The following is a 12,899-nucleotide window of genomic DNA, read 5'->3' as shown; positions in this document are numbered from 1 at the left end:
GTCACATGTGGGGCGGCGGGCACAGGGCCAGCGGCTCGTCGGGATCGACCGGGTCCCAGCCGCGGCGCAGCGCGGCCTCGGCGAAGCGCGGCATCCCGAGGTAGCGGAACGCGGCTGGGGCGTTGGGCACCAGGCCGGTGACGAAGGTGCGTACGACCCGCAGCGGTGTCTGTGCCACGTCCCGCGTCGTGAGGTCCCGGGTGATGACCCGATGACCGCCCTCGTGCAGTCGGCGGCGCACTTCGGCGACGTCGGTGGCCGGCACCTCGGAGATCGGGACCGTGCCCAGGGCCGGTGCCGTGAACCGATCGGCGAGCGGGTGCACCCGTGGATCGAGCCAGACCTGGACATGGGCGCCGAGATCGCGGACCCGGGCGAAGTCCGGTCCCGCCGCATCCAGGTAGCGGCGGTCCTCGCGGTGGTCGAGGTAGAGCCCGGGAGCCATCAGCCCGGCGCGTACGGCCTGGAAGACCCAGCCGTCGGCGTCACGGCAGCCGAGCGTGTAGATCCAGGTGTGGACCGCCTCGAGAACCGCCTTGCGGACGGCCCGAACCGGGTCGGTGGACGCCGAGAAACCGGCGGCGTAGACACCCGTCTCCCGGTCGCGCACGAGGGCGGCCATCGCCGGCGCGAGCTCGGTGGGCATCCGGACGATGTGTACGTCGAGCGGTGCTCCCTCCAGATCGGCGCTCAGCCCCGGGACCGAGCCGGTGTCGATCCCCTGGGCCGGTCCGCCGTGGTGCCACCACACCTCGAGAGCGTCTCTCTCGACGACCTCGAGAAGACCACGGTCGTGGGCATCGGCGGCGCCCTGACCGGTCGCGATGCCCGCATAGTTGAGGTGGAAGACGCGGTCCAGGTGGGCGAACCGCCGCTGGCGCCAGTTGAGGCCGATGAGGGCGTGCGGCATCCAGAGGTCGGTCGCCAGGTCGGACCAGCCCTCGGCCGGCTGTTCCTGGCAACGGCTCCACAGCGTCGGCAGCTCGTCGTCGAGCGCACGGTAGGGGAAGTCCGGCCGGGCGAGCTGCGACGTGCTCCAGCGGGGGAGATCGTCGAGGCCGACGACTCGAAGGCCCTGCTCCCGCAGCCCGGCCGCGGTTCCGGTCCGGTAGTCGGTGGGGTCGAGCCGGTCGGGGATGAAGTTGCCGCAGTAGCGCTCCACGCCCTCCGCGATCGCGGCGATCCGGGCGCCCGCCACATCGCCGAAGGTGGTGCCGAGCGAGACCCGGTCGGCCGGCCAGTCGCCGAGCCAGCGCGCATCGGAGACCTCGGCGGTCAGTGAGGTATAGCGCAACGGCGCCCGTTCGGGGCGCAGCACCTCGCGCACCCGCCGGATCAGTCCGGTCTCCTTGTCCACCAGACGCTCGACGTCCAGCGGTGGCATGGCTGTGGGTGTGGTCATGCGTGTCCTCTCTCGGTTGCCGCCGCGGTCGTGGCAAGTCGCCGCTCGGACCAGGTCCGGGAGGCGACATCGAGCCGGAGCTCCCGCCCGGGAGCGGGCTCGGCGTGGGTGAGCCAGCGCAGGATGATGCGGCCGGGGGAGCCGGCAGCGTCGTACGCCGCCCGCAGCGCGGAGTCGGTGGTGCCGATACCGAGGTCGTGGCCCCAGGGGCCGCTGACCAGGGCGCAGCCCGCTCCGCTGCGGGCGCCCCACCCGGCGGCCAGCCGGCGGGCGTACGCGTCGAACGGATCGTCGTCGCCGGTGACGACGAGCAGCGGCGCGGTGACGTCGCCGAAGTGGTCGGGAAGATCGAGCGCGGGGGCGGCCCACAGCTCGCGGAAGGCGTCGAGGCGTGCCGGGTCCCAGCCGAGATGAGCCGCGGCGGCCATCGGTCCCTCGCGGTCGGCGACGGCCGCCGCGGCGCGCAGGACGGACGGGGCCAAGGCGGCCTCGTCCTCGCGCGCGAACCCGTGGATCGCCCACCAGCCGAGCCGGTCCAGGTGCTGAGGGGTCCCGTCGGCCGAGTAGGCGGTCTCGTACGCACCGAGGGCCGGCACCACGGCGACCACACGGGTCACCCGAGGGTCGCTCCGAGCGGTCTCGAGGGCGGTGTGGGCGGCGTAGGAGGCGCCGTAGGTGACCACCGGTGTCCGAGGGCAGCGCTGGTGCAGAGCGTCGACGGTGTCCTTCCCGTCGAGGGCCTCGGCGGCGTAGGGCCGCCAGGCGCCGCCGGAGGAGTAGCGGCCGCGTACGTCCTGGACCAGGCAGTCGAAGCCGTGACGCGCCAGCGACCTGGCCAGCGCCAGGTGCGCGCGGGCGTCGTACGGCGTCCGCACGAGCACGACGGCACGTGCGGCGCCGACCGAGCGGACGAGCCAGCCGCCGAGGACGACGCCGTCGCGAGTGCTGACCGGGAAGGGGCTGGCCTCCGGGTCGGTCACCGCGCGGAGTCCTGCGGACGCGGCGCTGGTTCGTCGAAGCCGAGGACCGTGTGCGTACGTTCGCGCGGGCCGTCGCCGACGACGCGCAGCAGACGCCGGTGCTCGGCGAGCTCAGGATCGTCGGCTGCCCAGTCCTCCAGGATGGCCAGGCAGCGAGCGACCGTGAGGGTCAAGGTCGCCCGACGCAGCGGCCGTGGGTCGCGGTGGCCGCTCGAGAGCCACGAGGAGAGCTCGGGGGCGGCGGGGGAGGCGGCCAGCCGACGGCGACTGACCTGGTCGGGGGTCGCCTCGCTGCCGTCGACGACGATCGGGAAGATCAGCATGTGGCCGCCCTCGCGGCGACCGCGCAGCAGGACGGCTCCGCCGGTGGTGACGTGCTCGAGACGCTCGTCGGACTCGGGGTCCGGCCGCTGCGGAACCTCGCGTACGTCTACGACGGCGTCGGCGCGCGGAGGTCTCCGGGTCCCGTCGTCGCGGATGACCTCGGCCCCCGACCGCGCGAGCTCGGCGGCCAGCGCGCGGCTGAGCCGGCCGCGGCCAAGGACGAGGACGCTGCGCCGGCCCTCGGGCCACCGTGAGGCACGGGCTCGCTCGTCCCGTTCCAGCGCGGCGCGGCGTACCCGGAGCAGGTAGCGGTAGGTCGGCAACCGGCCCGGGCCGGGTAGGTCGTGCAGCCTGAGGAAGTCGCCCGAGCCGGTACGCAGCGCCGGCATGTCGGTCGAGAGGTGGACCTCGCCGCGGGCGGCGGGGAGTGGGCGCCAGTCGTGTCTGGGGTACATCGGGGTCTCCTGGCTGCTGGTGGTCGTGGTTCGGACAGGGCCGGGGGTGCCGGGCTCGTCAGCCCGACACCCCCGCGATCAGACGGTGGCCAGGTCGCCCGAACGGCACTGAGTGCTCACCCGTCGGCGATCAGTCGAAGGGGTTCTCGACCAGCGCGTTGGAGTGGGTGGCGGAAAGGTGCGCCAGCTGCTCGGTGTCCTCGATCTCGCTCACGATGTCGTTGTTCATCGGCTGTCTCCTCTGTCGGATCGTTCGGCCCGGCATTGCCGGGGCCCGCTGGTGCGGACAGCGGCAAAACGTATATGAGAATCATTCCCAATACCAGTAGTGTGTCCGACCATGAGCCCCACACTCGTCCTGGCAGACCATCGCGCCGGCCGCTGGCAGACCTCCGAACCCGGGGGTTCGCCCGGCCTGTGGTCGCGGGCGACGCTGGCCGAGCACGCGGGTCTCCTCACCCTCCCGGCCGGCGCTCCGGGCGGGGCGCGGGCGGTGTTCGCGGACGACGCACTCGGCACGCTCGTCGTCCTCGACGGCGCAGGTCAGGCGCGGAGAGTGCCGATCGCGATCCCCGCCGAGCATCTCGCCTGCGACCCCACCGGGCGCTACGTCGTCGTCACCACGGGCCTGGGCGCCTCGTGGGATCCGTGGAGCGACCTGGTCACGGTCGTGGACCTCGCCGACCCGAGCGGCACCACCGCCGTGCGGGTGCGGGTCCGCACCGGCGAACCCGGCGTCGTGATCGTTCCGGATGTCGGAACAGGCGAGCCGATGGTCGTGCTGCGACACCGCGAGCCCGGCGAGGCGGAGGTCATCCCGCTGCACGACCTGCTCCGGGCCGGGCCGCACTGCCCGGTCGTACGCGGCGAGCGCCTGAAGCTCGCGGGCGACCTCGGACACGGCGACGCCGCCGACCACCGGTCCGGAGTCGTCCACCTGTCCACCGAAGCGGGCATCGAGCGACTCCGCGTCATCGATGGCCGGCCCGAGCGTCTGGAGACGTGGCCGTGGCCGGTCCCGGGACGGGCGTACTTCCTCCGCTTCGGTCCGGCACTGGGGATCGTCTGCTCCGTGCGCGGGGCCGACTCTGACGCCGGGCAGTGGCACACCTGGACCAACCACCTGGTGCGCTGGAGCATGGACGGAGCGGCCGAGGTGACCCGGACCGGTGACGGCCTGGTGTTCCGGCCCGACGCCGCCGGCGGAACGATCGCCTGGACGATCGTGCATCCCGACGGCGACCGGCTGGCGATGCTCGCCGGCGGCCGGCTCAGCGAGGTCGAGCTGCCGCCGATGAGCGCCGCCCCACGTCCCGGGGTCGCACCTTGGGACCCCGTCGGGGACAGGTCCGCACAACGGCGGGCGCTGGCGCTGGTCTCCGGCGACCTGGCCGCGGTCACGCGCGGAGGCGAGGGCGAGCTCCACCTCGTCGGCCGCTCGGGCATCGAGTCGACCCTCGACCTGGGGTCTCCCTTCGACGAGGGCGGCCACCTGGGCGTCATCAGGCCTCCCGAGACCTGGGTCGACGGGGTGGGACGGTGAAGCGCGCGAGCGTGCGCGACGCGCTGAGTCGTGCCGAGCGGTCGGGCCGTCCAGGACTGCCGCTGGGGCGTTTCAGCCTGTCCCGTCGTCCCGGTGACCTGCTCCCGGTCCTCGTCGACGAGCACGGCGGACTCGTCTTCGACCCGGGCGTCCGGATCCAGGGCTTCGCGCCGTCGCCGGACGGGCACCTGGTCGCTCTCGAGGTCAGTGAGGACGGCTCCGAGAACGGGCGTGTGGTGGTCGTGGACACGGCGTCGCGGGCGTCGACCGAGCTCGCGGGCGTGGCGACGAGGCACGCGCGGATGGCCTGGGCCGGTGTGGACCTGTTCCTCGTCGATGCCCACGGCCGCTGCCTGCAGGTCAGGCGCGGCGAGCCGCCACGGACGCTGTTCACCGCCGCCGCTGGTGAGCGCACGGCACCGATCGGCGTCGGCGGCCGGATGATCATCGCCAGGACCGACAAGGACCGGACCCGGCTGGTCGGCATCGACGGTGCGGCGATCCTCGAGCTCCCCAGGGTCCGCAGCGTCAGCGCGGCGGCGGACACGTTGCTGGCGGTGACCGGCGACGAGCTGGTGAGTCTCCAGGTGCCCGGACCGGCACCAGCACGATGTCGGCTGGAGGCCCTGCCGGGAGTCCCGGTCCACGCGCAGGCGGTCCCGGGCGGCTGCCTGGTCCACCTGGTCCGGGACGGTCATTCGCTGGTGGTCCGGCTCGCGGCCGATGCCGGCATCCTCGCGCCGACGGAGACGGTCGCGATCTCGCAGAAGCACGACGCACGCACCGTCTCCGGCCTCTCCTGGGCGCAGGACCGCGCCTTGGTGCGGATCGAGTCGCCGGCCGAGGCGTCGCGGGTGATGCCGCTCGAGGAGGCGGCAGGCTCGACGAGCGAGGGCCCGCGATCGCGTTTGACCACCGTGACCGCGGACGACGGTGCCGAGATCGAGCTGATCCTGACCGGAGACCCCGGCGGCCCGACTCTCCTCGAGGTCTACGGCGGGTTCGGCATCGTCGACCTCCCAGCCTTCGAACCCTCGGTCGGCGCCTGGTGCGAGCTCGGCGGGCTGCACGTCACCGCCCGGCTGCGCGGCGGAGGCGGGGCGGGCACGCCCTGGCACACCGCAGGTCAGGGCGTGGGCAAGACGCGTACGGTCGCCGACGCCGTCACCGTCGCGCGCGAGCTGGTGCGCCTCGGCCTCACCAGACCGGAGCGGCTGGTGCTCGCCGGGGCCTCGCTCGGCGGACTGGTCGCCGTCTCCGCGGCGCTCGCGGAGCCGGGCCTCGTCGCCGGGGTCGCCTGCACGGCCGCTCCGCTCGACCCGCACCGCATCAGCGAGCACCCCGGCACGCGGCACTGGGCCGCGGAGTTCGGCGACCCGAACGATCCGGCGGTGCGGGCCGCCATGGACGACTACTCGCCGTTCGAGCGCGCCCGCCGATTTCCGGGCGGGCGCTGGCCCCGCTTCCTGCTGACCACGTTCGCGGAGGACTCCCGGGTCGCGGCCGCCCCCACCGATCGGCTCGCCGAGGTGCTGACATCTCGCGGCGCCGAGGTCGTACGCAGCCACCGCCCCCGGATGGGCCACGGCGGCAACCACCTCGACGCCGTGCACGACTTCGCCGCCTCCGTCCTCGACTTCGCCCTCGACTCAGCTCACCAATCCACAGGAGTGTGATGACCCCCACCGATATCTCCGTGACCACGGACGACGTCTCGCCACCGGCGCTCTCGCGGTCCGGCGACCGCGTCCCGGTGCCGGCAGCCATCGCCCGGCGCAGATGGCGCGCCCGGCTGCTGACCGTCGGCCTCGCGGCCGCCCTCCTCGTCGTCATCGCGCTCTCCGCGTCGTCGGGCACCGTCGACCTGAGCGCGCTCGACGCCGCCAGGCTCGTCACCGGACACCTCCTGCCAGGGATGCCCTGGATGAGCGACGGCACCTACACCGTGCTGCAGGACCAGGTGGTCTGGCAGTTCCGGCTGCCACGTGCGCTGCTGGCCGCGCTGGCCGGAGCGGCGCTGAGCCTGGCCGGTGTCTTCATCCAGGCAGTCGTACGCAACCCCCTGGCCGAGCCCGCGATCATCGGCGTGTCCTCGGGCGCAGGGGTGGGCGCGGTCTCCGTGGTCGTCCTGGGCGCCGCGGCGGTCGGCGCCTGGATCGGCACGGCGGCCTTCCTGGGTGCCGCGGTTGCCACCGCGGCGGTGTTCTGGGTGGCGTACAAGAACGGCAGCATCGCCCCGCAGCGCCTGGTGCTGACCGGCGTCGCGCTGGGCACGTTCTTCAGCGCCATCACCAGCTATCTCACGCTCACGACCGAGGCGCAGAACGTGTTCAGCGTGATGTTCTTCCTGCTGGGCTCGGTCTCCGCCGCCACGATGACCGACCTGGCCGGTCCGCTGGTGGCCCTCCTGGTCGCGCTCGGCGTCTCGATCACCACCGGACGCGCGGTCAACGCGCTCCAGGTCGGCGACGAGACGGCCACGGCGCTAGGGGTCCGGGTGAACCGGCTGCGGTCGGTCCTGCTGCTCGCCGCCGCGCTGCTCACCGGCACCGTCGTCTCGGTCGCCGGCGGGATCGGCTTCGTCGGCCTGGTGGTCCCGCACATCGCCCGGGTCCTGGTCGGCTCCGACCACCGGCGGATCGTCCCCGTGGCGGTCTTCGGCGGAGCCCTCTTCCTGTGCGGCGCGGACCTGATCGCCCGGACCGTCTCGGCTCCCGCCGAGGTGCCGCTGGGCATCATCACCGCGCTGATCGGGGTGCCGTTCTTCCTGTGGCTGATGCGCGGCCGGGCCGCCGACGAGCAGGGGATGGCGCGATGAGGCTCGAGACGCAAGACCTCACCCTGAACCGGGGCAGCCGGGAGGTCGTCACCGCGGCCTCGGTCGTGGTCGAACCGGGGGAGGTCCTCGGCCTGCTCGGCGCCAATGGCAGCGGCAAGTCGACCATCCTGCGCGCCTGTTTCGGCGCCCTCCGGCCGGTCTCGGGCCAGGTACGCCTCGACGGGACCGACGTCGGCACGATGAGCCGTCGCGAGATCGCGCGTCGGGTCGCGGTGATGGCCCAGGAACCGCCGGACGAGTTCGGGCTCACCGTCGCAGAGAGCGTGCTGCTGGGACGTACGCCGCACCGGGGAGTGCTCGGCCGGGACAGTCCCGAGGACTGGCTGGTGGTGAGCCGGGCCATGGAGCTGGCGGGCGTCTCGACGCTGGCAGACCGGCCGGTGCACCGCCTCTCGGGCGGTGAGCGGCAGCGTACGTTGCTCGCCCGGGCGATCGCGCAGGAGGCCGAGCTCCTGCTGCTCGACGAGCCCACCAACCACCTCGACGTCTCCTACCGGTTCGAGCTGATGCACACCGTCGCGGAGCTCGGGATCACCACCGTGGTCGCACTTCACGAGCTCGACCTCGCGCTGGCTTACTGCGACCGGGTCGCGGTCCTCGACCACGGGCACGTCGTCGCCCTCGGGAAGCCGGCGGACATCCTCACGCCCGATCTGGTGCGCGAGGTCTTCGGAGTGGAGGCCAGCCGGATCACCGATCCCGAGGCCGGCACCCCACACCTGCTCCTGCGCGGGACGTCCGCGCGGGTTCGAGAAAGGAACACATGAACACCACCCCACTGCTGCGCACCGTCCCGGTGGCAGCGCTCACGCTCCTGGCCGCCACCGGCTGCGGCGGCACCGGCGTCCAGAACGAGGCCGCGGCGGGAGGCGAGGCGGCCGAGGGCTACCCGGTCACCGTGGAGAACTGCGGCCGCGAGATCACGGTCGAGTCGGCTCCGAAGCGCATCGTCGGACTCAGCCCGGCGCAGACCGAGCTGCTCGTACGCCTCGGAGTCGCCGACCGGCTCGTCGGCCAAGCGCAGACGGCCATGCACGAGCTCCCCGAGGACGTCGCCGCCGACGCGAGCGATGTGCCCGAACTGAGCACGGACGCGCCGCCGGCCCGCGAGCAGCTCCTCGACGTGCAGCCCGACGCGGTGGTCGCCCCGACCGAGTACGAGTTCACCGCCGAGCAGGGCTTCGCCACCATCGACCAGCTCACCGGCGCCGGGGTGACGACCTACGTCGCCGCCGGCGGCTGCCCCGAGCGCCGGTCCACGGGTGAGGTCACCGACCTGTTCACCGATCTGGAGGCGCTCGGGAGCATCTTCGGTGTCCCGGGCGCCGCCGACGAGCTGGTCGCCGAGACCCGGGGCGACCTCGAGGCGGTCGAGAAGGCCGTGCAGGACCGCCCGCGACCCAAGGTCGCCCAGCTCTTCGTCGAGGGCAAGACGCTCTCCGCGATCGGCGCCGGGGTGGAGTACGACATGATCGAGCGCGCCGGAGGCGAGAACGTCTTCAGCCCGGACGAGGAGCTCTTCTCCCAGTTCTTCTCCGCGGTGGTCTCCCCGGAGGAGGTCGCCGCGCGCAACCCGGACGCCATCGTGTTCGCCGTCCGGGAGCCGTCCGAGGCCGGGCGGGTCGAGGCGTACCTGCGCAAGACCTTCCCCGACGTCACCGCCGTCAAGGAGGACCGCTTCATCGCCCTGCGCACCCCGGACACGTTCCCGGGCACGCTCGGCAACGTCACCGCGGTCCGCACGATCGCGGAGGGCCTGCACCCCGACGCGTTCTGAGCCACGCCCGGCCGGGTCGTCCTCAGGGACGGCCCGGCCGGCTCTCGTGTCTACTCTTTGGCAAGAAGCCGCCAGCCCTCGGCCTGCGTACGTTCGCGCCAGAAGTCGAGGTATCGCCCGCCGTGGGCGAGGAGCTCGTCGTGGGAGCCGCGCTCCACGATCCGGCCGCCGTCGAGGACGACGATCTGGTCGGCGGCGACGACGGTCTGGAGGCGGTGGGCGATGACGATGACCGTACGGTCGGCGGCGAGCGCGGTGAGCGCCTCCTGGACCGCGGCCTCGTTCTCGGCGTCGAGGGCGGCGGTCGCCTCGTCGAGGAGCACGACGGGGGCGTCCTTCAGCAGCGCCCGGGCGATCGAGACCCGCTGCTTCTCACCGCCCGAGAGCGTGGATCCGGCCTCGCCGATCCGCGTCTGCCAGCCGCGCGGGAGACGCTCGACGATGTCGTCGACGCGGGCCAGCCGGGCGGCTTCCCGCAGCTCGTCGTCGGTGGCGCCGGGTCGCGACATGATCACGTTGTCGCGCAGGGTGCCCTCGAAGAGGTAGACGTCCTGGAAGACGATCGAGACGCGCCGCATCAGCGCCTCGGTGCCGAGATCGCGTACGTCGACCCCACCGAGCATCACTGAGCCCACCGTGACGTCGTGGAACCGGGCGACCAGGCGCAGCAGGGTGCTCTTCCCCGAGCCCGACGGCCCGACCACGGCGGTCAGCGAGCGTGGCGGCGCGGTGAAGGAGACCTCGTCGAGGACCGGTGTAGTGCCGTCGTAGGAGAAGCCGACGCCACGCAGCTCGATCCCGCTGTCGGCCGGCTCGCCGGGCGTGACGGGCTCTGGAAGCGGCGAGAGAGCGAGCACGTCGAGCACACGTCGCAACGAGCCCTCGGCGATCCGCAGCGCACTGGAGAGCTCGCCGTAGTCGATGAGCGACTCCACGAACCGCACCGTGAGGACGAGGAGACCGATCGCCGTAGCCGGGGCGAGCGCGCCGCCGAGGCTGAGGTGGACGGTCAGCGCGATCACCAGGGTGAGCAGCGCCTGGATGGAGAGCAGCTGGATCCCCAGGCCGCCGAACCCGGTCACCAGCAGCCGTCGCGACGCCCGCTTCTGCTCCCGCAGCGCGTTCTCGACCAGCTCGTTGCCGTGGACGGTGCGGCCGAAGACCCGCAGCGCCGGCTGGTTGAGCGCGAACTCGACCACACGCGCCGAGCCCTCCGCCATCGCCGCGTCGTAGGCACCCTCGCCGCGGCCGACGATCGCCGCCAGGAGCCGGGTGGTGGCCAGCACCGCGACGACGCCGACGAGGAGCGCGAGCGCCAGGCGCCACTCCAGGAACGCCATCGCGACGACCACCGTGATCGGGCTGACCACAGCGGCGATCAGCGGCCGCAGCAGATGCCCCGGCACCGAGGCGATGTCGGTGGCGCCCTTGGAGGCCATCCGGGAGAGCTGGCCGGTGCGGTCCTGGTCGTACCAGCCCAGCGGCAGCCGCACGGTGTGGTCGCCGAGCCGGGCCAGGGTGATGTCGAGCAGGTCGCAGGCCAGGTCGTAGCCGTCCAGGTTGCCCACCGTCAGGGCCACGTGATGGGCCACGAAGAGGCCGGCGAGCACACCCAGCCAGGTGGTCGCGGCGTCCCAGTCCTGGCGCAGCGCGGCGTCCAGGACCGGCACGACACAGGCGAAGGCCAGGCCCTGGAGTACGCCGGTGGTGACGAACATCGCCACGACGCGGGCGAGCTGGCGCCGATGAGTGTGATCGAGCAGGTCGGCCAGCAGACGGACGATGGTGATCATGCCGACTCCTCCTCGGCCCAGCCGTCCACCGGGTGGGCGCGCTGGTCGGCGGCCCAGAGCCGGGCGTAGCGCCCGCCCCGGGCGAGGAGTTCCTCGTGGGTGCCGATCTCGGTGACCCGGCCCTCGTCGAGGACGACGATCTGGTCGGCCGCGGTGACTGTCGAGAGTCGATGCGCGATCACCAGCAGCGTACGTCCGGCGACGAGGCGCGACAGGGCCCGCTGGACGAGCGCCTCCGACTCGGGATCGGCCGCCGCGGTGGCCTCGTCGAGGACGAGGATCGGGGTGTCGGAGAGGAGGGCGCGGGCGATCGCTACCCGCTGCCGCTCACCGCCGGAGAGCTGGCCGTCCTCGCCGACCACCGATTCGTAGCCCCGCGGGAGCTCGTCGATGCGGTCGGCGATCTGCGCGGCCTCGGCCGCGCGGCGTACGTCCTCATCGTGTGCCTGTGGGTGGGCGAGCCGGATGTTGTCCCGGATCGAGGTACGCAGCAGCCCGGTGTCCTGGAAGACGAACGAGACCTGCTCGTAGAGCTGTGCGCTCGTCATCTCGCGCAGGTCCACCCCGGCGATGGTGATCCGGCCGGCGATCGGGTCGGCGAAACGGGGCAGCAGCTTGGCCAGCGTCGACTTACCGGAACCGGAGTGGCCCACGAGCGCGGTCACGGTGCCCGGTTCGAGAACCAGGTCGATGTCGTGGAGCACCGGTGGCGCGCCGGGGGAGTAGGCGAAGGAGACATGGTGGAGCTCGACGCGGGCCGAACCCGGGGGCGCGCAGGGGACGGCCGGCTCGGGGAGCTCCGGCTCGGCCAGCAGGCGCTGGATCCGCCGGGCCGCCTCGGTGGCCTCGCGCAGCTCGCGGGCGGCGTAGCCGGCGACGGTGACCGGCGCGGTCATGGCCAGTCCGAGGACGAAGAACGGGACCAGGTCGGGTCCGGTGATCCAGTCGGCCCGGAGCATCCAGACTCCGGCGCCGAGGACGAGCACGAGGGTCAGCGCCGGTGTCAGCGCGAGCTCCATCAGCAGCATCCCCAGGGCGGAGTGACGCATCCAGGCCCGGTTGAACCCGCCGAACCGGGTGGCGACCTCGGCCAGCCGCCGGTGAGCCTGCCCGGTGGCGCCGAAGGTCTTGATCTCCGCGATCCCGCCGGTGTTCTCGACTGTTGCCGCGGCGAGTTCGGCCAGCCCGGCGTCGTAGTCGCGGTAGAGCGCGGCGGCACCCCGCATCGAGATCCGAAACCCGACCAGGCCGAGCGCGAGCGGGATCAGGGTGATGAGGGCGAGCGGCGGGGAGACGATGAACAGATACACGGCGACGACCGAGGGCAGCGTGATCGCCGCGGTCAGCTCCATGACCGAGTGTGCGACCAGATGGTGGAGCGCGGCGACGTCGTCCTGCACTGCCTTCTTCACGGTGCCGGAGTTGCGTTCCGTGAACCACGCCAGCGGCACCCGGCCGAGCCGGCCGACCAGCAGCCGCCGCAGGTGGATGGAGAGGTCGAGGTCGGCGACGTGGGAGAGCCAGGACGAGCCGAGCACCGTCGCCAGGCGCACCAGGAGCGCCGCCACGCTCACCCAGACCACGACCCAGGCGCGGTCGGCATCGACAGCGGCGCCGGACGCTGCGGGCAGCAGGATCCGGGCGAGCTCGACGATCCCGACCAGCGGCACCAGGCCGGCGACGGTCGAGACGACCATCAGCAACAGGCTGACGACCAGCCTTCCCCGGACAGGACGAAGCGTCTGGAGGAGGGGGGAGCGAGCCAACTGTTGTCCTGCCGAGATCG

The 12,899-nt window shown here is 73.0% G+C and carries 11 protein-coding genes; 5 read left to right on the top strand and 6 right to left on the bottom strand.

The features are described 5' to 3' along the window. Nucleotide 1: 1 nt before the first annotated feature. From ABTW65_RS04235 to amiA, 4 genes are all read right to left on the bottom strand, one after another. Nucleotides 2–1,402 (bottom strand): YcaO-like family protein, encoded by a 1,401-nt coding sequence (locus ABTW65_RS04235; protein WP_350658691.1) that lies wholly within the window; start codon nucleotides 1,400–1,402, stop codon nucleotides 2–4. Continuing rightward, nucleotides 1,399–2,382: a CocE/NonD family hydrolase gene (locus ABTW65_RS04230; protein ID WP_350658690.1), complete on the bottom strand. Its 984-nt coding sequence runs from the start codon at nucleotides 2,380–2,382 to the stop codon at nucleotides 1,399–1,401. The genes ABTW65_RS04235 and ABTW65_RS04230 overlap by 4 nt, the downstream gene beginning before the upstream one ends. Beyond that, a complete protein-coding gene (locus ABTW65_RS04225) occupies nucleotides 2,379–3,161 on the bottom strand; it encodes a hypothetical protein (protein ID WP_350658689.1) in 783 nt (260 codons plus the stop codon). Before ABTW65_RS04225 ends, ABTW65_RS04230 begins: the two co-directional genes overlap by 4 nt. 130 nt (nucleotides 3,162–3,291) lie before the next feature. After that, entirely contained in the window at nucleotides 3,292–3,390 is a 99-nt protein-coding gene (amiA, locus tag ABTW65_RS04220) for a streptamidine family RiPP (RefSeq protein WP_241248494.1), read from the bottom strand. Nucleotides 3,391–3,501: 111 nt separating this feature from the next. Here amiA and ABTW65_RS04215 point away from each other — a divergent pair, with 111 nt between their 5' ends. The 5 genes from ABTW65_RS04215 to ABTW65_RS04195 are packed head-to-tail and all read left to right on the top strand — an operon-like array spanning nucleotide 3,502 to nucleotide 9,320. After that, nucleotides 3,502–4,704 carry a hypothetical protein gene (locus tag ABTW65_RS04215; protein WP_350658688.1) on the top strand — a complete coding sequence of 401 codons (1,203 nt, stop codon included), beginning with the start codon at nucleotides 3,502–3,504 and terminating at the stop codon, nucleotides 4,702–4,704. Next, complete coding sequence (locus ABTW65_RS04210) at nucleotides 4,701–6,380, top strand: prolyl oligopeptidase family serine peptidase (protein ID WP_350658687.1); 1,680 nt, start codon at nucleotides 4,701–4,703, stop codon at nucleotides 6,378–6,380. The genes ABTW65_RS04215 and ABTW65_RS04210 overlap by 4 nt, the downstream gene beginning before the upstream one ends. Then, nucleotides 6,380–7,522 (top strand): FecCD family ABC transporter permease, encoded by a 1,143-nt coding sequence (locus ABTW65_RS04205; RefSeq protein ID WP_350658686.1) that lies wholly within the window; start codon nucleotides 6,380–6,382, stop codon nucleotides 7,520–7,522. Before ABTW65_RS04210 ends, ABTW65_RS04205 begins: the two co-directional genes overlap by 1 nt. Continuing rightward, nucleotides 7,519–8,310 (top strand): ABC transporter ATP-binding protein, encoded by a 792-nt coding sequence (locus tag ABTW65_RS04200; protein WP_350658684.1) that lies wholly within the window; start codon nucleotides 7,519–7,521, stop codon nucleotides 8,308–8,310. The genes ABTW65_RS04205 and ABTW65_RS04200 overlap by 4 nt, the downstream gene beginning before the upstream one ends. Further along, nucleotides 8,307–9,320, top strand: coding sequence for an ABC transporter substrate-binding protein (locus ABTW65_RS04195; RefSeq protein ID WP_350658683.1), 1,014 nt, complete (start codon nucleotides 8,307–8,309; stop codon nucleotides 9,318–9,320). Before ABTW65_RS04200 ends, ABTW65_RS04195 begins: the two co-directional genes overlap by 4 nt. 50 nt (nucleotides 9,321–9,370) lie before the next feature. Here the strand turns inward: ABTW65_RS04195 and ABTW65_RS04190 are convergent, their stop codons facing one another. Together ABTW65_RS04190 and ABTW65_RS04185 are read right to left on the bottom strand one after the other, a co-directional pair. Beyond that, complete coding sequence (locus tag ABTW65_RS04190) at nucleotides 9,371–11,113, bottom strand: ABC transporter ATP-binding protein (protein ID WP_350658682.1); 1,743 nt, start codon at nucleotides 11,111–11,113, stop codon at nucleotides 9,371–9,373. Then, nucleotides 11,110–12,810 carry an ABC transporter ATP-binding protein gene (locus ABTW65_RS04185; protein WP_350658681.1) on the bottom strand — a complete coding sequence of 567 codons (1,701 nt, stop codon included), beginning with the start codon at nucleotides 12,808–12,810 and terminating at the stop codon, nucleotides 11,110–11,112. The genes ABTW65_RS04190 and ABTW65_RS04185 overlap by 4 nt, the downstream gene beginning before the upstream one ends. Nucleotides 12,811–12,899: the final 89 nt, after the last annotated feature.

The sequence above is a fragment of the Nocardioides sp. NPDC127503 genome (assembly GCF_040302165.1).
Classification (GTDB): domain Bacteria; phylum Actinomycetota; class Actinomycetes; order Propionibacteriales; family Nocardioidaceae; genus Nocardioides.
Note: the sequence above shows the minus strand (reverse complement) of the source record. Positions and strands in the feature narration are given on the sequence as shown.